19 protein-coding genes and 1 tRNA gene are annotated in these 21,459 nt (G+C 47.0%); 14 read left to right on the top strand and 6 right to left on the bottom strand.

Features of this window, described 5'->3' with window-relative positions; genetic code table 11:
- Window positions 1-87 precede the first annotated feature (87 nt).
- A complete protein-coding gene (locus tag FGM00_RS15120; protein WP_138853715.1) occupies window positions 88-2,193 on the top strand; it encodes a bifunctional aldolase/short-chain dehydrogenase in 2,106 nt (701 codons plus the stop codon).
- A gap of 350 nt (window positions 2,194-2,543) precedes the next feature.
- Here FGM00_RS15120 and FGM00_RS15125 read toward each other — a convergent pair.
- The 4 genes from FGM00_RS15125 to FGM00_RS15140 form a co-directional block, all read right to left on the bottom strand.
- Window positions 2,544-2,624: transfer RNA gene (locus FGM00_RS15125), tRNA-Leu, on the bottom strand.
- Window positions 2,603-2,869: a GIY-YIG nuclease family protein gene (locus FGM00_RS15130; protein ID WP_138853716.1), complete on the bottom strand. Its 267-nt coding sequence runs from the start codon at window positions 2,867-2,869 to the stop codon at window positions 2,603-2,605. Before FGM00_RS15130 ends, FGM00_RS15125 begins: the two co-directional genes overlap by 22 nt.
- Window positions 2,870-2,915: 46 nt before the next feature.
- On the bottom strand, window positions 2,916-3,182 hold the full coding sequence (locus FGM00_RS15135; protein WP_138853717.1) for a GIY-YIG nuclease family protein: 267 nt from the start codon (window positions 3,180-3,182) through the stop codon (window positions 2,916-2,918).
- A 46-nt stretch (window positions 3,183-3,228) separates the two neighbouring features.
- Entirely contained in the window at window positions 3,229-3,495 is a 267-nt protein-coding gene (locus tag FGM00_RS15140; protein ID WP_138853718.1) for a GIY-YIG nuclease family protein, read from the bottom strand.
- Window positions 3,496-3,790: 295 nt separating this feature from the next.
- Here FGM00_RS15140 and FGM00_RS15145 point away from each other — a divergent pair, with 295 nt between their 5' ends.
- The 3 genes from FGM00_RS15145 to pth all read left to right on the top strand — a co-directional run bounded on the left by FGM00_RS15145 (window position 3,791) and on the right by pth (window position 6,245).
- A complete protein-coding gene (locus tag FGM00_RS15145) occupies window positions 3,791-4,732 on the top strand; it encodes a ribose-phosphate pyrophosphokinase (RefSeq protein WP_138853719.1) in 942 nt (313 codons plus the stop codon).
- 134 nt (window positions 4,733-4,866) lie between these two features.
- Window positions 4,867-5,526: a 50S ribosomal protein L25/general stress protein Ctc gene (locus tag FGM00_RS15150; RefSeq protein ID WP_138853720.1), complete on the top strand. Its 660-nt coding sequence runs from the start codon at window positions 4,867-4,869 to the stop codon at window positions 5,524-5,526.
- A gap of 92 nt (window positions 5,527-5,618) precedes the next feature.
- On the top strand, window positions 5,619-6,245 hold the full coding sequence (pth, locus tag FGM00_RS15155; RefSeq protein WP_138853721.1) for an aminoacyl-tRNA hydrolase: 627 nt from the start codon (window positions 5,619-5,621) through the stop codon (window positions 6,243-6,245).
- A 16-nt stretch (window positions 6,246-6,261) separates the two neighbouring features.
- Here pth and FGM00_RS15160 read toward each other — a convergent pair whose 3' ends face one another.
- The gene (locus tag FGM00_RS15160; RefSeq protein ID WP_236262811.1) at window positions 6,262-6,933 is read right to left on the bottom strand and encodes a fibronectin type III domain-containing protein; all 672 of its coding nucleotides are present in this window, start codon (window positions 6,931-6,933) and stop codon (window positions 6,262-6,264) included.
- Window positions 6,930-10,694 (bottom strand): zinc-dependent metalloprotease, encoded by a 3,765-nt coding sequence (locus FGM00_RS15165; RefSeq protein ID WP_138853722.1) that lies wholly within the window; start codon window positions 10,692-10,694, stop codon window positions 6,930-6,932. Before FGM00_RS15165 ends, FGM00_RS15160 begins: the two co-directional genes overlap by 4 nt.
- Before the next feature lie 54 nt (window positions 10,695-10,748).
- Here FGM00_RS15165 and FGM00_RS15170 point away from each other — a divergent pair, with 54 nt between their 5' ends.
- The 10 genes from FGM00_RS15170 to FGM00_RS15215 all read left to right on the top strand — a co-directional run bounded on the left by FGM00_RS15170 (window position 10,749) and on the right by FGM00_RS15215 (window position 21,451).
- Window positions 10,749-11,675, top strand: a complete 927-nt coding sequence (locus FGM00_RS15170; protein ID WP_138853723.1) for a bifunctional riboflavin kinase/FAD synthetase — start codon at window positions 10,749-10,751, stop codon at window positions 11,673-11,675.
- Window positions 11,675-12,994, top strand: a complete 1,320-nt coding sequence (locus tag FGM00_RS15175; RefSeq protein WP_138853724.1) for an HTTM domain-containing protein — start codon at window positions 11,675-11,677, stop codon at window positions 12,992-12,994. Before FGM00_RS15170 ends, FGM00_RS15175 begins: the two co-directional genes overlap by 1 nt.
- A gap of 59 nt (window positions 12,995-13,053) precedes the next feature.
- On the top strand, window positions 13,054-14,325 hold the full coding sequence (gene serS / locus FGM00_RS15180; RefSeq protein ID WP_138853725.1) for a serine--tRNA ligase: 1,272 nt from the start codon (window positions 13,054-13,056) through the stop codon (window positions 14,323-14,325).
- Window positions 14,326-14,370: 45 nt separating this feature from the next.
- Entirely contained in the window at window positions 14,371-16,158 is a 1,788-nt protein-coding gene (locus FGM00_RS15185; RefSeq protein WP_138853726.1) for a tetratricopeptide repeat protein, read from the top strand.
- Between the two features lie 262 nt (window positions 16,159-16,420).
- The gene (locus tag FGM00_RS15190) at window positions 16,421-16,735 is read left to right on the top strand and encodes a DUF4286 family protein (protein ID WP_138853727.1); all 315 of its coding nucleotides are present in this window, start codon (window positions 16,421-16,423) and stop codon (window positions 16,733-16,735) included.
- A 3-nt stretch (window positions 16,736-16,738) separates the two neighbouring features.
- Window positions 16,739-17,608, top strand: a complete 870-nt coding sequence (gene rsmA, locus FGM00_RS15195) for a 16S rRNA (adenine(1518)-N(6)/adenine(1519)-N(6))-dimethyltransferase RsmA (protein ID WP_138853728.1) — start codon at window positions 16,739-16,741, stop codon at window positions 17,606-17,608.
- An 86-nt stretch (window positions 17,609-17,694) separates the two neighbouring features.
- A complete protein-coding gene (gene mgtE, locus FGM00_RS15200; protein ID WP_138853729.1) occupies window positions 17,695-19,047 on the top strand; it encodes a magnesium transporter in 1,353 nt (450 codons plus the stop codon).
- A gap of 360 nt (window positions 19,048-19,407) precedes the next feature.
- A complete protein-coding gene (locus tag FGM00_RS15205) occupies window positions 19,408-19,773 on the top strand; it encodes a cupin domain-containing protein (protein WP_138853730.1) in 366 nt (121 codons plus the stop codon).
- On the top strand, window positions 19,770-20,513 hold the full coding sequence (locus FGM00_RS15210) for a carboxylesterase family protein (RefSeq protein ID WP_138853731.1): 744 nt from the start codon (window positions 19,770-19,772) through the stop codon (window positions 20,511-20,513). Before FGM00_RS15205 ends, FGM00_RS15210 begins: the two co-directional genes overlap by 4 nt.
- The gene (locus tag FGM00_RS15215; RefSeq protein WP_138854726.1) at window positions 20,510-21,451 is read left to right on the top strand and encodes a 2-hydroxyacid dehydrogenase; all 942 of its coding nucleotides are present in this window, start codon (window positions 20,510-20,512) and stop codon (window positions 21,449-21,451) included. Before FGM00_RS15210 ends, FGM00_RS15215 begins: the two co-directional genes overlap by 4 nt.
- Window positions 21,452-21,459: the final 8 nt, after the last annotated feature.

Below are 21,459 nucleotides of genomic sequence, written 5' to 3' on the forward strand. Positions count from 1 at the left end.
CGATTGTATATTTGAACGGTACAGTACAGGATAGAATACCACGCTGTATATTTTATTTTCGTTGACCAACACCAATACTACGAATAGATGAAAAGTACTACACAGCGATTCAAGTACGTCGACCACCTTTGGGACGATAAGAAGGCCGCCGCGCTCGGCGACGACCAAGTGGCATTGTTCCTCTACCGCTCCAACATCCTTGGGGCCGACCTGAGGATAACCAACTACGGCGGGGGCAATACCAGCTGCAAGACCATCGAAAAGGACCCGCTCACCGATGCCGATGTCGAGGTGATGTGGATCAAGGGCTCCGGGGGCGACATAGGCACCTTGACCAAGGCGGGTATCGCCGGGCTGTACACCGATAGGCTGCGGGACCTGAAGAACGTCTACGGCGGCCTGGCCGACGAGGACCGCATGGTAGGGCTCTTCAACCACTGCATCTACGACCTCGACAGCAAGGCCCCCTCGATAGACACGCCCCTGCACGGGCTGCTGCCCTTCAAGCACATCGACCACCTGCACCCCGACGCGCTGATCGCGGTGGCCGCCGCCAAGGACAGCGAGAAGGTGACCAGGGAGATCTGGGGCGATACCATGGGCTGGGTGCCCTGGCAACGGCCCGGTTTCGACCTGGGGCTACAGCTGGAGAAGTGCCTGAACGAGAACCCCGGCATCCGCGGGATCGTGCTGGGCAGCCACGGGCTCTTCACCTGGGGCGACACCTCGCACGAATGTTACATGAACAGCCTGGAGGTCATAGAGATGGCCTCGGAGTTCATCGAAAAAAAGATAAAGGAGAACGGGAGCGTTTTCGGCGGACAGAAAATAGAGAGCCTGCCCAAGGAGGAACGCCTGGAGAAAGCGGCCCAACTCATGCCCATGCTGCGGGGCCTGTGCTCTTCCGAAAACAGGATGATCGGCCATTTTACCGATAGCGACGTGGTGCTCGAGTACATCAACAGCAACGACCTGGAGCGACTAGCGCCAATGGGCACCAGCTGCCCCGACCATTTCCTCAGGACCAAGATACAGCCCTTGGTACTCCGTTTGGATGCCAAGGAGGACCTCTCCGATACCGGGGCCGTCCTGGCCAAGCTCCGTCCGGCCTTCGAGGAGTACCGGCAAGGATACCAGGACTATTACGATGCCCACAAACGGGAGAACAGCCCGGCGGTGCGCGACGCCAACCCGGTGATCATCATATACCCCGGCGTGGGCATGTTCAGCTTCGCCAAGAACAAACAGACCACCCGTGTCGCCAACGAGTTCTACGTGAACGCCATCAACGTGATGCGCGGTGCGGAGGCCATTACCGAATACACCTCGCTGCCGCGGCAGGAGGCCTTCGATATCGAGTACTGGCTCCTGGAGGAGGCGAAACTACAGCGCATGCCCAAGGAAAAGCCATTATCCAGAAAAGTGGCCCTGGTAACGGGCGCCGGCGGCGGGATCGGCAAGGCCATCGCCGACAAACTGGCCGAGGAAGGCGCCAACGTGGTACTGACCGATATCGCGGAGGACAGGCTCAAAGAAGGTGTTTCCACCTACGGGAGGGATACCGCCAGCTATGCCGTCTGCGACGTGACCGAGGGCGCATCGATCGCCGGGGCCTACGGGAAGGCCTGTCTGGAGTTCGGGGGCGTCGACATCGTCGTGCACAGCGCGGGGCTAGCGATATCGAAGCCCATCGAGGACACGACCGAAAAGGACTGGGACCTGCTGCAGGACGTACTGGTCAAGGGGCAGTTCCAGCTCGCCAAGCAGGCCGTCGCGATCATGCGCAAGCAGGGACTGGGCGGCGACTTCATCAGCATCGCGAGCAAGAACGGGCTGGTGTCCGGGCCTAACAACGTGGGCTACGGTACCTCGAAGGCCGCCCAACAGCACATGGCGCGCCTGTTGGCGGCCGAGCTGGGCGGCGACAAGATACGCGTGAACACGGTCAACCCAGACGGGGTGATCGTGGGGAGCAAGATATGGGAGGGCGACTGGGCCGAGGGCCGGGCCAAGGCCTACGGCATCACCGTCGAGGAGCTGCCCGCCCACTACGCCAAGCGCAACCTGCTCAACGAGATCATCTATCCCGAGGACATCGCCAACGGCGTATTCGCATGCGTGGGCATATTGGACAAGACCACCGGGAACATCATCAACGTCGACGGCGGCATGGCCAACGCTTTTGTAAGATAGGCGCAAGTTAAATCAGTTGGAATCTATGGCGAAATGAACACTTCTTACACATACTTAAAACCTTTTAAGATATGATGGAAGTCTTAGAGTGAGGAAGGCTTTCCATTTCAATTGGAAAAATGTACTCTCCAATGAAGCCTTGAAGCATTTCCAACTAGGAATCAACATTTTCAAACTTTAAATTCACGAAAAAGGCAAGCCTGTAGGCTTTAACCCTACAAAGAGTAAAAAACGAAAAAACCTTTCTAAATAAGAGAAGGTCTTCAGAACTCAAGGTGGCCCCGAAGCCTCGGGGGAACCCACGTAACAGGTCATAAAAAAACCTTCCCTGGTAAAAGGAAGGTTTTGAGTACTCGAGGCGGGAATCGAACCCGCACTCCAAAGGAACTGGATTTTGAATCCAGCGCGTCTACCAGTTCCGCCACTCGAGCATCTTCTTATTTCTTAATTCACGCAGTTTCTCTTTGCCCACTCCGGATCTCCAATATTTTTCCCGGACCCTGGCAGATTCTCTATCATTACACTCCTCAACGTATATCGTCTTAAACGGAGCGTAAAACCTGGTTGTTCTTTCACGACCTCCATTATGCCTCGCCAATCGATTCTCCAAATTATTGGTCATTCCAACATAAATATAATTATGTTCAATGCTCGCAATAGCGTAAACAACCATCATACTACATTATTTCAAACAAAGCGCGCCTGCCTGTCGGCAGACAGGTCTACCAGTTCCGCCACTCGAGCATCTTCTTATTTCTTAATTCACGTAATCTTTCTTTGCCCACTCCGGATTTCCAATATTTTTCCCGGACCCTAGCAGATTCTCTATCATTACACTCCTCAATGTATATCGTCTTAAACGTAGCGTAAAACTTGGTTGTTCTTTCACGACCTCCATTATGCCTCGCCAATCGATTCTCCAAATTATTGGTCATTCCAACATAAATATAATTATGTTCAATGCTCGCAATAGCGTAAACAACCATCATACTACATTATTTCAAACAAAGCGCGCCTGCCTGTCGGCAGACAGGTCTACCAGTTCCGCCACTCGAGCATCTTCTTATTTCTTAATTCACGTAATCTCTCTTTGCCCACTCCGGATTTCCAATATTTTTCCCGGACCCTGGCAAATTCTCTATCACTACACTCCTCAATGTATATCGTCTTAAACGGAGCGTAAAACCTGGTTGTTCTTTCACGACCTCCATTATGCCTCGCCAATCGATTCTCCAAATTATTGGTCATTCCAACATAAATATAATTATGTTCAATGCTCGCAATAGCGTAAACAACCATCATACTACATTATTTCAAACAAAGCGCGCCTGCCTGTCGACAGACAGGTCTACCAGTTCCGCCACTCGAGCATCTACTATGTTTTAACCATTTAAAATCTAGCGCCTACCTCCCGATGCTTCGGGGCCGCCATTCGAGCAAGTTGGCCATAAAGACAACATCTTTCCAAACGGACTGCAAAGCTAAAAAAATATTTCAATCTAAAACTGAAAATAACAACATTTATCCTTTAGCAAGACAAATTAATTTCTAAATTTGCACCTCCCTAGAAATCAGGGGCCCAAACAAACAAATACGAATGTCACACCAAGTTCCCGAACCCAAGTTTTTTGCCTGCTCCGACAGTAGGGATTTAGCTGAGAAAATAGCGAAGTCGTACGGTACTGATTTGGGAAATGTGCACATATCAAGATATAGTGACGGCGAATTTCAACCGTCTTTCGAGGAGTCTGTTCGCGGTGCCAGAATTTTTCTAATCGGGTCAACACACCCGAGCACCGAGAACCTGATGGAAATGTTGTTGATGCTAGACGCAGCCAAGAGGGCATCGGCGAGGCATATAACAGCGGTAATGCCCTATTTCGGTTGGGCAAGACAGGATAGGAAAGACAAACCTCGCGTGCCGATAGCCGCCAAGTTGATCGCAAAGATGTTGGAAACGGCCGGTGCGACACGTATCATTACCATGGATTTGCATGCCGATCAAATTCAAGGGTTTTTCGAGAAACCAGTAGACCATTTATTCGCGTCCACCTTGTTCCTTCCTTATCTGAAGAATTTGAACTTGGACAATTTGATGATTGCCTCTCCGGATATGGGTGGGTCAAAAAGGGCCTACGCCTATTCTAAGGCATTGGAATGCGATGTGGTTATCTGTTACAAACAGCGTGCAAAGGCCAACGTTATATCACATATGGAACTCATAGGCGAGGTAGAAGGCAAAAATGTGGTTCTTGTTGACGATATGGTCGATACCGCAGGTACCTTGACGAAAGCCGCCGATTTGATGATGGAGCGCGGTGCACTTAGTGTTCGAGCCATTACCACCCACGGCCTTTTATCGGGAGATGCCTATGAAAAAATTGAAAAATCGCAGTTATTGGAGTTGATCGTAACCGATTCCATTCCTGTAAGAAAGCAAAGCGACAAGGTAAAAGTGGTGAGCTGTTGCCACCTTTTTGCCGATGTGATGCACCGAGTGCACCACAACACCTCGATTGCGTCGAAGTTTTTAATGTGACTTCGGCTACGCTCAGCCACGTGCCGTAGCTTTGTGGTGAAAAGAGACGAGAGAAGAAGGCCAAGCGGAGCTGAAGTGACCATGGTAACGAAACGAATTATTAGTTTTTATTTATACATTTTTAATTAAACACAATGAAGTCAATTACAATTAAAGGATCAGAAAGAGAAAGCGTGGGCAAAAAGGCAACGAAGGCCCTACGTAATGCTGGATTGGTTCCTTGCGTGGTATACGGAGGGGAAAAACCATTACACTTTTCAGCACCCGAACTAGCTTTTAGGGATTTAGTGTACACCCCCGCCGCGCATACCGTAAAGGTTGACTTGGGAGAAGGAAAGCTAAAAGCCATTATGCAGGATATTCAGTTTCATCCGGTAACGGATCGCATTTTGCATATCGATTTTTACCAACTTTTCGATGATAAGGAAGTTACCATGAACATTCCTGTTCGCCTTCAAGGGAATTCCCCAGGGGTGCGTAACGGTGGTCGTTTGTTGTTCAGAAAACGGAAACTGGCCATTAAGGCACTGCCGGACAAACTTCCCGATTTTTTCGATGTGGATATCTCCAAATTGAGAATCGGTGACAACATTTCGGTCGCTACTTTGCTTAACGACGATTTTACCATACTTCACCCAGATACTACAGTTGTCGTACAGGTCAAAACAGCCCGTGCCGCGGTAGAGGTCGAGGAAGATGAGGAAGATGTTGAAGGAGAAGAAGGTGCCGAAGGCGCAGCAGAAGGTGCGGAAGGTGCAGCTACTGAAGCTCCCGCAGCTGAAGGTGGGGAATAACCCATTTATTGATAGTATAACAAAAGCATTCCCTATCAGGGCTCTCCTGATTCGGGATGCTTTCGTATTTTTACGAAAATGCAACGGAAACGATGTTAGCTTTTTTAAAATCCATATTTATTGCGCCTAGCATATCGGAAGAACAAGATAGTATGAGGAAATTTTTGGTGGTCGGTCTGGGAAATATCGGTGACGAATATTTGGAAACAAGGCATAACATCGGTTTTAAAGTCTTGGATGCGCTTGCCAAGGCAGAAGGATTTGTCTTTGAGACCAAAAAGTTGGGCGATGTAGGAAGTTTTAAGACCAAAGGAAGAACAGTACTTTGCCTAAAGCCCTCTACTTATATGAATAGGAGCGGAAAAGCACTCAAATATTGGATGGAAAAGGAAAAAATTCCATTGGCGAATGTATTGGTCATTACCGACGACATCAATCTATCATTTGGCACGTTACGGCTTAAAACAAAGGGAAGTGACGGTGGGCATAATGGATTGAAAGACATTCAGAACTTTTTGCAAACAACTGCTTACAACAGACTGCGTTTTGGGGTCGGTTCCGATTTCGGAAAAGGGAGGCAAATTGAATACGTACTGGGTAACTGGGGCGATGAAGAAAACGCTTCCCTCAAGGAGCGGATTGCTAGAGCTACGGAAATGGTACGGTCGTTCGTACTCGCGGGAGTGTCGATTACAATGAACCAGTACAACGGAACATAGACTATTGTAAAAGTTACTATATGGCTTCAAAACTCAAGATACCCGTATCCGATGTATTCCCCTCGCGATCGGTAGTGACCAAACGCCAATAGTATATCGTTTCGGTAATTACCGATACCTTGGTGCTCGTTTCATTTGCCCCCAGTGATGCAAAGACCGGGGGGTTATCCACTGTGCCAAAATACAATTCATAACCCTCGATATCATTATCCAAATCGGAACCGATCCACTCCAAGAGAATTTCCCCATTCCCATCTATAAATACTTTGGGGCCGTTCGGTCGAACTATCTCGACAGGAAACGGCGCAAAACTGGTTTCCGTTCCCGGACTAAAGAAGAACCAGGTTTCACTAACACTGGTCTCGGTCACTTCCTCATTCTCTGCGGTAACCGACCAGGAAAAAGGCGTTCCTTTTTCAATTGCCAAGATTTCGGAAAGCGCTGTTGTGGTCTTCATCTGGGTCGTTCCCGCATCCAGTTCGTTTACCCGCAACGTATAGGAGTCGGTATTTGACGCCGCCTGCCACGAAAACTGTACAAGATTGGTATTGCCGCTGTCACTATTGACAGGACTACATTCAGAATTCTTTTCCGGTGAGACCAGCACCACATCACCTGGGGGACTGGGGTCTTTTTTGCAACCTATTGCAAGAAGCGCGCACATCAAAAATATTTTCAGTGTCTTCATTGCTTTATTATTTTATAGCTTCCCTTTTGCATTTTTCCATCTACCTTTAGAAAGTAAGTACCAGCCGACAAATCGGAAACATCCAACTCCATTTCGGCTTGCTGTAAATTCTTTCGCTGGCTTAGCACCAATTTTCCATCAATGGCATACAATGCTATATCGACTTCACCGCCCCCTTCGATATAGATATTCAAAGAAGTAGTCGTTGGATTGGGATAGAATAAAATGCCGCTAGCGATAAAAAATCGCTCTTCATAAGACCCCTGGCAAGAAAGTGCTCCTGTAACTTTCAGAACATTGTTTCCTTTTTCAAGATCTACGGTAACCTCATCTTCGGAGGTCTGCGATAAGACTCCATTAAGCTCAATAGTATACGTTTCCGATCCACTCAGGCTTAAGACCACACTATTTTCATTTAAACTTTGTCTAGAGGTGACCGAAAGGGCTTCGGGTTCCGAGATAGTCACTTCAAAACAGACTTCTTCGTATTCCCTACCATCATCAAAAGCCGTAATACATACGTTATAAAGCCCGGCATCGAGATCGGAACGATTGTAACTTGTGGTAAAACCTTCGCTTATATTTACACCGTTACCGGTAATAACAACGGTATGGTCTAATGATTGTGCAGATTCTATGGTAATGTTGCCATCATTTTCGGTCCTACAGGATTTGCTGGTGGCCTGGATGGTAAAGTTGTCGTTTGCGAACCTGTATATGGGACATCCCGTCAGATCAACTTCCGTTCCGAGCGGAGTGCCTGCGCAAAGGTCGTTAGCATCGAAAACACCGTCGCTATCCTCATCGGGAGCAAATTCGCCCTCCACACACACATCCATCGAAAAGCCTATTAGCGAACCTCCATCAATATTTTCGGTATCTCTAACGGTTAAGACCCATTCCCCTGCGATGGATTCCCCGTTAAAGTTATCGAAGCCAATCAAGGGAGCGACAGTACCAGCAATTCCTGGATTACCCCCACAAACGAAGTCATTGGCATCATCGTCGAAAGTAGCATTTATATTGCGAAGGTTCCCGCACGAATTGGAGACCAAAACGGCTTCCTTTCCCGATGGTGAAGTTAGCGTAATAACCAAGTCGGAAAGGTATGTGTGGTCCAGTTCTAAATTAACCTTCAAATCCGTTAGCCGCAAGTCATCATAAAAAATCAGTTTTGACGAAATAGTAGGTGTGCCCTCATCAGTAATGGCGATTGGCAAACCAATACCCGATCGGTTGGCACAATTTTCTTCGATAGTCGTAAAACTTAGACCAGATCCGAAACTGCCTTCACCACAACCGTTCCTAGGGCGTAACCTCCAAAAATACGTCGCCCCATTATCCAAATTGGATGCCTTGAAGGTCGTATCGAAAACGGTGGCCGCTTCTATCACATTCGCAAAACCGGAATCGGTAGCGATTTGGATATCGTAGGAAGTATACAGTGCATTGTCTTCCCATTCGAAAAGCTGCCATTTAGAAACGTCTACTGCAGCATTTAATGGGCTAAGAATGTCTACTTCCGGAAAAACGTTACCCGACACCAATAGTTGCAGGGGCAACTCCTTTGTTTGTGAAGCTCCTACCGCGCGAACAGTAATGGCATAATCGCCATCATCGGCGTTGGCCGTGTCATTAATGGTCAATGTTACCGGTGTATCGCTAGCGCTTGCCGAGGCAGGTGAAAAAACGGCTGTGACCCCCGCCGGGAGTCCGGAGACTTCAAACATTACTTCCTCCGAAAAACCGGAATATGTTTCGTAAACAAAAGGCACCACAGCCGCGTTTGGCTGACAGACCTCATAGATGGTTTGGGGGGTGTTCAGGACTATTTGAGATTCCGCTATCGTAAAATCCGCCTCGTTCACCGCAAAGAAAATGTTCCCATTTCCCCTGACCATGATCCGTGCATTCGTGGTGGCAGTACCCGGAAGTTGTATGTTGTGCGAACCATCGTTCACGGTTGCTTCGGCCAACAGTATCGGGAAGGTGAGTCCACCATCCACAGAGAGAAAAATATCCACCAAGGGCGTATTCACCGGTGCTTCATTGGTATTGGCAACTACCCAAGTTACTTCGTGAATCTCGCCCGCAACGTAGCTTGTTCCGGAGGGCTGTGAGCTCACGCTAAACGCACTACCGGTATCGACGACGCTCACGTTGACCAATTCGGAAACCACCTGACCACCACCGACGGCATTATCCCGTACTGTTAGGGCGAAATTCATATCTTTTTGTATGGAAGAAACCGTTTCCCAAGCCGAATTAACACTCGGTACGGTTTGCGTAAGATTTCCATCCAGAACACGTTCAAGCAAAGGAAAATATCGCCCTGGGTCTGTTGACGGTTCCCGCGACCTGAAGTTTGCGCCGACCAGACTAGCCGGGCCGAAAGAGCCTTGTACAACAACGCCATCATCTATTTGTTCCCACGCGTATGTGAGCACATCCCCAGTGTCGGGATCCGCGGCGCTCCCTTCCAATTGAAAAGCCGTAAAAGTCGGAATCACATAATCTGGGATAGATTCGATTACCGGTGGATTGTTACTTAAGACCAACAGCTCCCCGCAGGATTTTGTCTTGAGGTTTTCAATAATCTGGACAATACTTACATAGTGAAAATAGGCGTCACTCCTAAGGGCAACGTCATTTTCCTGGGTAATCCCGGCATACCCCATGATGGTTGTACCACTTCCTGGCTCGACCTGTACTCCGGTGCCCTCCGACTCAAAGGACCACGAATGGTTCGCCCCCAATTGATGTCCGATTTCATGGGCAACGAAATCTATGTCGAACGTATCCCCGCTTGGGGTTACTGCTGATGAATACGCGCTTCCTTTTTGTCCGTCTACACAAATTCTACCTATAAAGCCAGCATCGCCCCCATTCCCTGCCTGATGAAATAAATGCCCAATGTCGTAATTCGCTTCTCCGATAATATCCGTTAGTGTACTTTGCACTTCTACATTGAGATTGTCGCTGTACGGGTCGTCGGCAGCATTGGTGAAGATTACTTGATCATTATTGGCAATCACTTCCAATGTGACGGCCAAATCGGTCTCAAAAATCTGATTCATACGGGTTACCGTTGCATTGATGGCGGCCAGGGCATCGGCAATCGTACCGCCATGAAAATTCGTATACTCGCCAGTGGCGGAGACCGCAAGTCGGTATTTTCGCAAAACCCTATCGTCGACTGGCCGCGCTGTAGTGCCGGCTACATTCTTGGAAACCGAGGATTTCGTTTCGCAGACAAAGTCATTATCTTTCTTGCTAAGGCCTTGCCTTGAATAGGCTACATAGTCATTTTGGGATGTTTTTTGGATGTAGGTATGCCCTGTTTTTTCGGGATGTACCATCATCACCTGAAACCCCTTATGGGAGACACTGAACCTAATCTCGCTATTGACATCGTCTATACCTCGGCCCCTGTAGGATTTGATATTCGGATATTTCGCGGCCAATTCGGGAGCCAATACAGGGGATTCGTAAACGAAAAATGCCAAATTCTTCCCCGTCTCATCGGGAAAATAAATCTTTGTTCTATTCCTGGAAACCGCCGAAAGGTTTTTTAAACTGCTTTTTAACTTGCCCTCATCTACAGCGAATACTTTGGCATGTTCGACATCGATTTGCTGTAAAAAGTTTTTGGATGGATGATCCGCGCGCTGGACCTGATGCCAGTAATTATCCTGTGAATAACCCCAAAAGGAAGCAAATACTATGGTAATTGTAAAAACAAGACGTAATTTAGCAATCATTTTCGGGGTATTTTCCTAAACTCAAATATAGGCCTTTTTATTAGTATCGAAATATTGGAAACAGTTCAAAACATTGTTAAATACGATAAAAAACACTCCACAGCGATAACTATCGGCACTTTTGATGGTGTACACATCGGTCATCGTACGATTTTGAAACGTTTGATCAACAATTCCACGAGCCTAGAGCTCAAATCAACCGTACTTACTTTTTTTCCTCATCCGAGAATGGTGCTTCAGAAAGACACCGATTTAAAGCTCTTGAACACCATAGAGGAAAAAACCCGGATTTTGGAAAATCTTGGACTTGACATTCTCGTTGTGCATCCCTTTACGAAAGAGTTTTCGCGCTTAACCGCGACCGAATTCGTTCGGGACATTTTGGTCAACACCTTGAAAGCAAAAAAAATAATCATTGGGTACGATCATAGGTTCGGTCGGAATAGAACGGCGAACATTACCGACTTAAAGGCTTTCGGCAATGCACTCGATTTTGAGGTAGAGGAAATATCAGCCATGGAAGTCGATAGTGTCTCGGTCAGTTCCACCAAAATCAGAAAAGCCCTGGAAGATGGCGATATTGTGACTGCGAACGCCTTTCTCGGTTACGAGTATATGCTCACCGGAACGGTTAAAAAAGGTAAGGGACTCGGGCGCCACCTCGATTTTCCAACGGCGAATATACATATAGACGCGCCTTACAAGCTTATCCCAAAGAACGGAGTTTACGTCGTACATTCCCAAATCGACGGAAAACAGGTCTTCGGTATGATGAACATCGGCTATAACCCTACCGTAGCCGGGAAACATCGCAGTATTGAAGTCCATTTTTTCGATTTCGCAAATGACCTCTACGACCGCCAATTACAGGTAAACTGTTTTGCCCGACTGCGGGACGAACATAAATTCGATTCGGTCGACGCGTTGAAAGTACAGCTTCAGAAGGATCAAAAGACCGCTCTTGCACTAATCGCCAAGTGATGCTGAACCGATTGCTTTTTTCGAAGGTCGACAATTCACCGCTCATTATTTTTAGGATATTTTTTGGGATTTTAGTGGCCTTGGAATGCTATGGCGCCATACTTACGGGGTGGGTCGAGCGTACGCTGGTTGCACCCCAGTTCACCTTTAATTTCATCGGTTTCGAATGGTTACAGCCACTCCCTGGGCCCGGCATGTACATTTACTTTATCGTAATGGGCACACTAGGGGTGTTGATAGCCATTGGTTACCACTATCGGTTTGCCGTAATCAGCTTTACACTCCTATGGACAGCGGTCTACCTGATGCAAAAATCGGCCTACAACAACCATTATTATTTGTTGGTACTTATTTCAGCGTTTATGGCGTGCTACCCTGCCCATCGTTTTTGCTCGGTCGATGCGAAGCGGCATCCCTCGATCAAAAAAAATTACATGCCGAGCTGGGTAAAATGGACGATCGTGTTACAGCTGCTCATCGTCTATACCTACGCGGCAATTGCTAAACTCTACGGCGACTGGCTCGATTTTAGTATGGTAGAGGTTCTAATGTCGAACAAAGCGGATTACTATGTTATCGGCTCTATTTTACAGGAACCCTGGGTTCATAAAGTTATCGGTGTTTGTGGTATTCTTTTTGATCTCTTGATCGTACCGGCATTGCTTTGGAAACCTACCCGAAAGTGGGCCTTTTTTGCATCGATTTTTTTCCATTTGTTCAATTCCATCGTTTTTCAGATCGGCATATTTCCTTATCTCTCACTTGCCTTTACCGTATTCTTTTTTGAGGCGGAGACCATAAGGGGAATTTTCTTTAAAAAGAAGGTTCTTTATGTAGATGGCGGTATTGCAATACCTTCTTACAAATCTTTTTTGCTCGCTGGTTTCGGGATCTATTTCCTCGTACAGCTCGCACTCCCCGTTCGGCATTATTTTTTCAAGGATGCCGTTTTATGGACCGAAGAAGGCCATCGCCTCAGTTGGCGTATGATGTTGCGTAGTCGCCGTGGAAAAGCGAATTTTAAAGTGGTGAACAACGAAAATGGTAATTTTACCTTTGCGGATACCAAAATATATTTGAGTAAGAAACAACGGCCAAGGGTTGCCGCTTACCCTGACTTCGCTTGGCAGTTCGCACAGCGCTTAAAAAAAGAATACGCCGAAAAAGGGGAGAACGTGTCGGTCTACGTGGTCGATTCCAAAATTAGTATTAACGGAAGACCCTACCGACCTTTTTTAGACCCTGAAGTAGATTTGGCCAATGAGGAATGGAATCATTTCAATCATCATGAATGGATACTGCCCTCGAATTTGGAATAAGCTTTCCATTGCCATATTCCACGATTAAGCCTAAATTTGCGGCTTAAACACTATTTGGCATGCTACAGCTACAAACGGTCCGTGAGAAAAAAGACGAAATCATACAGGCGTTGAAAAAACGTACCATCGATGCCGCGCCATTGGTTGAGAACGTGCTCCGCTTGGATGAAAAGAGAAGAGCGACCCAAACCCAACTCGACGCCGTTTTGGCCGAAAGCAACAAGCTTTCCAAAGAAATCGGAATGCTTTTTAAAAGCGGAAAGGCACAGGAGGCCAACATTTTAAAGGAAAAGACCGTCGCCTTAAAGGAAGACTCTAAATCACTTGGCGATACCCTGAACACTACGGCCGAGGAATTACAGGTGTTGCTGTACCAAATCCCCAACGTGCCCCATGAATCGGTGGCAGCGGGGAACTCTGAGGAAGACAACGAAGAGATTTTTGTCGAGGGCGACATCCCCAAATTAATCCCGAACGCTTTGCCCCATTGGGAACTGGCCAGCAAATACAATATCATCGATTTTGAACTGGGCGTGAAAATAACCGGTGCGGGATTTCCGGTGTATAAGGGTAAAGGGGCGCGGTTACAACGTGCGCTGATTTCTTATTTCCTGGATAAAAATACGGCCAGCGGCTATACTGAAATGCAAGTACCGTACTTAGTGAATGCGACTTCTGGTTATGGCACCGGACAGCTGCCCGATAAGGAAGGGCAAATGTACCATGTGGGGGAAGATGACCTGTATTTGATTCCAACGGCCGAAGTACCGGTAACGAATCTATTCCGCAACGAGTTGTTGAACAAAAAAGACTTTCCGATTTGCTACACGGCCTACACCCCTTGTTTTAGAAGGGAAGCAGGAAGCTATGGAGCCCATGTGCGTGGCTTGAACCGGTTGCATCAGTTCGATAAGGTAGAGATCGTTCGCGTAGAACATCCTACGAATTCCTATAAGGCTTTGGATGGCATGGTGGAACATGTAAAAACCATTCTGCGCGAATTAAAACTTCCGTATCGCATTCTTCGTCTTTGTGGCGGTGACCTCGGGTTTACCGCAGCACTCACCTATGACTTCGAGGTGTTCTCAACGGCGCAAGATCGGTGGCTAGAAATCAGTTCGGTCTCCAACTTCGAGACCTATCAGGCCAATCGCCTGAAATTACGCTACAAAGATGAAAATGGAAAAAGCCAACTTGCCCATACCTTAAATGGTAGTGCCTTGGCATTGCCTCGGGTTTTGGCCGGAATTTTGGAGAATTGCCAAACCGAAAAAGGCATCAAAATACCGAAAGTATTGGTTCCTTATTGTGGATTTGAGATGATTGATTAGATCGTTCTTAACATCCTTCTTTAACAATCTCCGTATCTTTGAGTCATGCGATTTTTGTTACTTCTCATTTCGTACCTCGTACTACTCACTTCTACTTTTGCCCAAGAAGACAATTTGGCCAAACAGTACTTCAATGATGGAGATTATGAAAAAGCATCGGTATACTATGAAAAGTTAGTACAAAAGAACAATGCCCGTATCGATTATGTTGAGGCGTTGGTCGCCTGTTATCAGCAATTGGAACGGTATACCGATGCCGAAGAACAATTGTTGAAAACATTGGGCAATCGCCGACCCTACCCCCCTATCTACGTAGAGCTCGGCTATAATGCCACGCTCATGGGTAATGGCCCGAATAGCGAAGAATACTATACAAAGGCGCAAGAGCAGGTACGGGAAAATCCGAATTACGGCTACGCCATTGGCGAACGCTTCCAGAAATACGCCTTATTAGACCACGCCCTTAACGCCTATGCCACCGCCATGGAACTGAATCCGCAATTGGATTTCAATTTTCAAATGGCCGCCATTTACGGGGAGAAAGGGGATATCGATAAAATGTACGATTCCTACCTGAATCTGGTGACCGGCGGGCGTACGTCCAAGTCAAATGTTTTACGTAAAATCGAAGCTTTTATCACCGCAGATCCGGAAAACGAAAACAACCTTTCCTTCAAAAGGATACTGTTGGAGAACGCCCAGAAGAATCCAGATGTGCTCTACAATGAGTTGCTCAGTTGGCTTTTTGTACAGCAAAAACAGTTCGGAAGTGCCTTTCGTCAGGAAAAGGCGATTTACAAGCGTTTGGATGAAACTTCGCTACAGCGTATGGTGAATCTCGGTGCACTGATTTTAGCTGAAAAGGAATACGAGGTAGCCCAAGAAGTCTTTGAATACATCATCGAAAAAACAAACGACGAAATCACCAAGCTCGATGCTCAATTGAACATAATAGACATTCAACTGGTCGATGCCGATGAAAAATCATTGAATGAAATTCAAGAACAGTTCGAGGCACTAATGACCTATCATGGCTATGAGAGCCTGACCCTGCAATTACAAGTGGCCTACGCCAACTTCTTGACGTTTCGAAAAGACAGTCCCGAGCCTGCCATCACCATATTGAAGAAAAGTCTAAAGCTGCCTTTGAACCAACGGGGAGAGGCCTATATAAAATCGGCCTTGGGCGATATTCTGGTCTTCAATCAAAAGTTCAATGAAGCACTCATCTATTTTTCGCAGATTCAAAAATCCCTCAAAAACGATATTTTAGGACAAAATGCCCGCTATAAAGTCGCGCAGACCAGTTTTTATAAGGGTGATTTCGATTGGGCCTTGACCCAATTAAAGGTGTTGAGAGGCTCTACTTCGCAGCTAATCGCAAACGACGCCATGCAATTGAGTTTATTGATATCGGATAATTCCTTGGAGGATTCTACCCAAACAGCACTGAAGAAATATGCCCGCGCCGATTTGCTCAGCTATCAGAAAAAGACAAAGGAAGCCGTTTCAGAACTCAACGGCATTCTTGAAAACCACAAAGGCGAAAAAATTGAGGACGATGCGCTCTTAAAACAAGCGGAACTGTTGGTATTCCTAAAGGACTACGGAGCGGCGGAATTCAATTACCTGAAAATCATCGAATTTTATCCCACAGGTATCCTAGCAGATGATGCCCACTTTGCCCTGGGCGAACTTTATCAAAACATCCTGGATCAGCCCGAAAAGGCAAAAGCGCACTATGAAAAAATCATCTATAACTATCAGGACAGTTATTTTTTTCCACAGGCGCGGAAGAATTTCAGAATGCTGCGGGGCGATGCGCTAAACTAAGACAACTCCTTTCGACCAGGGCGCGGGTTGGCCAGGAGACAGGCCAAAGTGATTTGTTGAATCAAAAGAGAAGCATATAAATAGGCCCGAGCTGCGATGAACAGACGGTTTCGACCAAAAAGGGTCTCGCAAAGACTGTTTGACGGCGTAGTAAACTATTTTGGAATCTGCGCCACGAAGCGATGAACTTGAAAAATGATTGAGATTCCCGACCATGCCTGCTGGCGGACAAGTTCACGGGAATGAAAAAAACATACTGTTAATGTACATCTATAACGTAACCACAAATATCGAAAACGCCGTTCATGACGAATGGCTCCAATGGATGAGGGAAACTCATATTCCCGATGTCCTGGCTTCGGGAAAGTTCCTAAAAGCAAAAATGTGTAAGGTCTTGGTCGAAGAGGATATGGGTGGAACCACCTACTCCGTTCAATTTACCGCAAGAGATAAGACCACACTGGAGAAATACTACGCAGAGGATGCGGCGCGCTTGCGAGAAGACGCGATGCGACGATTTCCAAACCAATTCGTATCGTTTCGAACGGAATTGGAAGTAATAAGCGAGCACGAATAACATATGGGCAAAAAGAAGAAAGCAAAAACCTCCCAAAAATGGAAGGACAAAAAACCGTGGGAGGACAAAAGCCCCGTAAAGGCCAAGAAATACCTAGGTCAGCATTTTTTAAAGGATGAAGGAATTGCCAAACAGATTGCCGAAACACTTCGCTTAAAAGGCTATCGGAATGTCATCGAAATCGGACCCGGCACGGGGGTATTGACGAAATATTTACTCATGCAGCCAATAGATTTGGTGGCGATGGATCTTGATTCCGATTCCATTATCTACCTCAACCACAGCTTTCCGCTGGAACATCCAAAAGTATTGCAAAGGGAAGGTTCTTTTAAGGTGCTGGAAGCCGATTTCCTGAACTACGACCTGAGCACACTTTTTGGTGATCAACAATTCGGCATTACCGGCAACTTTCCCTACAACATATCCACACAGATCGTGTTCAAGATGCTGGAACTACGGGATCAGGTTCCGGAATTTTCGGGCATGTTCCAAAAAGAAGTCGCCAAACGTATCTGCTCCGGACCGGGAAGTAAGACTTACGGTATTTTATCGGTATTGGCACAGGCCTTCTACGAAGCGGAATACCTCTTTACCGTACATCCCGAGGTTTTCGATCCACCGCCCAAAGTACAGTCCGGCGTTTTGCGGCTTACCAGGAAAGACAACTTCGATTTGGAATGCGACGAAAAACTGTTGTTCAGAGTGGTTAAAAGTGCCTTCAACCATCGGCGCAAGACCCTCCGCAATAGCCTGAAAAACTTTGAGCTCTCCGACAACCTCAGTACGGATGAAATATTCGATTTGCGCCCCGAACAACTTTCCGTAGCCGATTTTATAGCCCTTACGTCAAGAATACAATCGGATATGAAGTGATTTTTTCGGCAAAAGCCCCGAAATACTTAACTCTTGCCCGTTTTTTCTTAGCTTTGCGCCATTCATAAAATCACCCCGGTATTGGCATGACACCCTTTAAACTTACAGAAGAGCTTATTGTGCAAATCAACGAACTCGTCGAACTACGTCGAGATTCCGAGCTGGTGGGCTTGATGGGTGAAATACATTATGCCGATGTTGCCGAAATCATCAACGAGCTGAATGAGGAAGAGGCGACCTATCTCATCAAGTTGCTCGACAGCGACAAGACTTCCGATGTGCTTACAGAGCTTGACGAAGATGTTCGGGAAGGCATTCTTAGCAACCTCTCGGCGAAGGAAATCGCTGGGGAATTGGAAGAGCTCGATACCGATGATGCCGCCGATATTGTCGGGGAACTTCCCCAGGAAATCGTGCAAGAGGTCATCTCCGAAATCGAGGATAAGGAGCACGCCAAAGATATAGTCGACCTGCTGCGCTACGATGAAAACTCGGCGGGCGGTCTAATGGCCAAAGAGCTTGTAAAGGTTAGGGAAGGCTGGGACGTACTTACTTGTGTAAAGGAAATGCGGGCACAGGCCGAAAACGTGACCCGGGTGCATTCTATTTACGTGGTCGATGACGAAGACCATCTAAAAGGTCGGCTGTCCTTAAAGGATTTATTGACCACCTCCACCAAAACCCATATCGCACAAGTATATATTCCGAAAGTCGATTCGGTCAACGTAAACGAAAAACCCGAGGAGGTCGCCAAAATCATGAGCAAATATGACTTGGAGGCCATTCCCGTAGTGGATGAAATCGGTCGTTTGGTCGGGCGAATCACTATTGACGATATCGTAGATGTTATTAAGGAAGAAGCGGATAAAGATTATCAAATGGCGGCGGGTATCTCTCAAGACGTAGAGGCCGACGATAGTATTTGGGATTTGACCCGTGCCCGATTACCATGGCTTATTCTAGGGCTGTTCGGTGGTGCCGGGGCGGCCGTCATCATGGGCGGTTTTGAGGAAATGTTCCGCCAATATACGGTGCTTTTCCTTTTTACCCCACTTATAGCCGCAATGGCCGGTAACGTAGGCGTGCAATCGAGCGCCATCATCGTACAGGGCCTTGCCAATGACGACATCAAGGGCAGTATCGGAAATCGGCTGATCAAGGAAATGTTGCTCGCGCTTTTAAATGGTATTATTTTGGCCTGTCTGCTGCTGCTGTTTACCTGGATCTGGAAAGGGAATTTTATGACCGCCTTGGCCATATCCGTATCCCTTATCGCAGTAATCGTGGTCGCCGGGTTTATCGGGACCTTCACCCCGCTGTTCCTACACAAAAGAGGCATCGATCCCGCCATCGCAACAGGGCCATTCATCACCACTAGCAACGATATTTTCGGTATCCTGATCTACTTTATGATAGCCAAGATGATACTGGGTATTTAAAATTGTTTCGGGCGTTTGCCCATACGGGCACCGGGCTTTCCGCGCTACGGGGTAGCCTGCTGCAATCCCTAACGCGGCCATTCACCAGATTCAGGTTGTCCGCAAAGAACGATAACCGTGGTATTTTTCAGTATATTTAAAAGACTTTTTCTATTGTTAGAAGTTAGCGGCAAATAGCTACTCACAAATGCTCCTTAAAGTTGACAATTCGATTCAACTTAGAAAATGTTCACGACATACCTAAGCCAGCCGTTAACGACCTCGCGAGCCTGACTGGCGTCAGGCAGTCAGGCTCAAATCTCGATTATCGAGTAAAAAATCAAGAAACCGTCCTTTCTAGGACACAATCCGGGCAACACCATGAAACCCATCAATCTAAAAGAAAAACATGCCGCCTTCGACAAACAGTGGCATCCACATCAAATCGCGGTGGTCGATGACATGCAGGTACTATTGGCCAAGATACAGGGCGAATTCGTGTGGCATGCGCACGAAAATGAAGACGAGCTTTTTCAAGTTCTAAAGGGAACTTTGTACATGAAGTTTCGCGACAGAACCGAAACAGTAAAAGAAGGCGAGATCATCGTCGTACCCAAAGGCGTTGAGCATCGCCCTTCGACCAAAAATGGCGAAGAGGTGCATTTGTTGCTTTTCGAAAAACTAAGCACAGCACATACCGGTACCGTTGACCATGAAATGACGCAACACCATTATCCCAAGATATGAAGGTATGGCTATCGTACGGTTTCTTGATCAGCGCGATCTTATTGTGTTCGAATGCCTATGCACAGGAAAGAATGGGCAAAGCGGAAAAATCCTTTGCCAAAATCGGTATGAAAGAAGGCACAAGAAACGTGACCGTGGCCAACGACTTTGGTAAAAAATGGAAAATGCGGGTTAACTATCCTGAACATACCAAAGAGGCGAACTCCTTGATTATTGCCCTGCATTGGGCCGGAGGCGGTGATACTTTTCGAGAATTCAATGATTGTCTGGTCGTGCCCGGCTTGGAGTTCCTGAATCCGATCATCGTATCCCCGGAAGGAGAAAACCAATTATGGTCTTCAGCCAATAATGAAGATAAAGTATTGTCTGTCGTTACGAACGCCAAAAAGTACTGGAACGTCGATTCGAATAAGATAGCGGTGGTCGGCTATAGCAACGGGGGCAATGGCAGCTGGTATTTTGCCGAAAAATATCCCGGTATGTTTTCCGCGGCCATTCCCATGGCGAGCGCTTATGCCCTTACCAAAAAAATTGATATCCCTGTATACGTAATCCACGGACAGCAAGATGAGCTTTTCGATATTGCGAGAACCGAAAAATGGGTGAACCAAACCAAAGAAAAAGGTTCCGAAGTCATCTTTAAAGCTGCTGACGGCCTTTCGCATTATGAAGCATGTGCGTATATTGAGCTCCTAAAAGAGGCTGGGGAATGGCTAGAACAGAAATGGAAAGAACAATGAAGGTACTGCACTTAGATAGCAATCACCCACTTATTATCGAACAGTTCTCGGAACTGGGTTTCGAAAACGATGAGGACTATACCTCCTCCAAACAGGAAATCGAACAAAGAATAGCCGCTTATGATGGTTTGATCATCCGCAGCCGTTTTGCTTTGGATGCCGAGTTTTTACAAAAAGCGACCAACCTTAAATTTATCGGTCGCCTAGGTGCAGGCCTGGAAAATATTGATACCGACTATGCCAAGGCGAACGATATTTTTCTAGCTGCGGCCCCCGAGGGCAATCGCAATGCCGTAGGGGAACATGCTTTGGGCATGCTCCTATCGCTTTTCAACAATCTGAACAAGGCCGATAGGGAGGTGCGTTCGGGAACATGGGATCGAGAAGGCAATCGCGGGGTAGAGCTCGAAGGCAAGACCGTTGGGATTATTGGTTATGGCAATATGGGCAAGGCATTTGCCAAAAAACTACAAGGTTTCGATGTTGACGAAGTCATTTGTTACGATATCGAAGGTGGTGTCGAAGACGATAATGCACGCCAGGTGGGTATTATGGAGTTTCACCAACACACCGAAGTGCTCAGCCTGCATGTACCCCAAACACCCGCTACGATCGGTATGGTCGATACCGCTTTCATCGAAAAGTTCCATAATCCGATATGGCTATTGAATACTGCCCGCGGCAAATGCGTAGTTACCGAAGATTTGGTTGCCGGGCTAAAATCGGGAAAAGTTCTAGGGGCCTGTCTCGATGTGCTCGAATATGAGAAAACGTCTTTTGAGCACATGTTCTCGGATGGTAAATTGCCCGAAGCCTTTGAATATCTCATCAAATCGGAAAATGTCCTATTGAGTCCGCATGTAGCGGGTTGGACTGTAGAAAGCAAAATCAAGCTGGCACAAACGGTAGTCGATAAAATCAAGAAAGAATTTTGTTAAATTGCTAC

The sequence above is a fragment of the Aggregatimonas sangjinii genome, assembly GCF_005943945.1.
GTDB lineage: Bacteria > Bacteroidota > Bacteroidia > Flavobacteriales > Flavobacteriaceae > Pelagihabitans > Pelagihabitans sangjinii.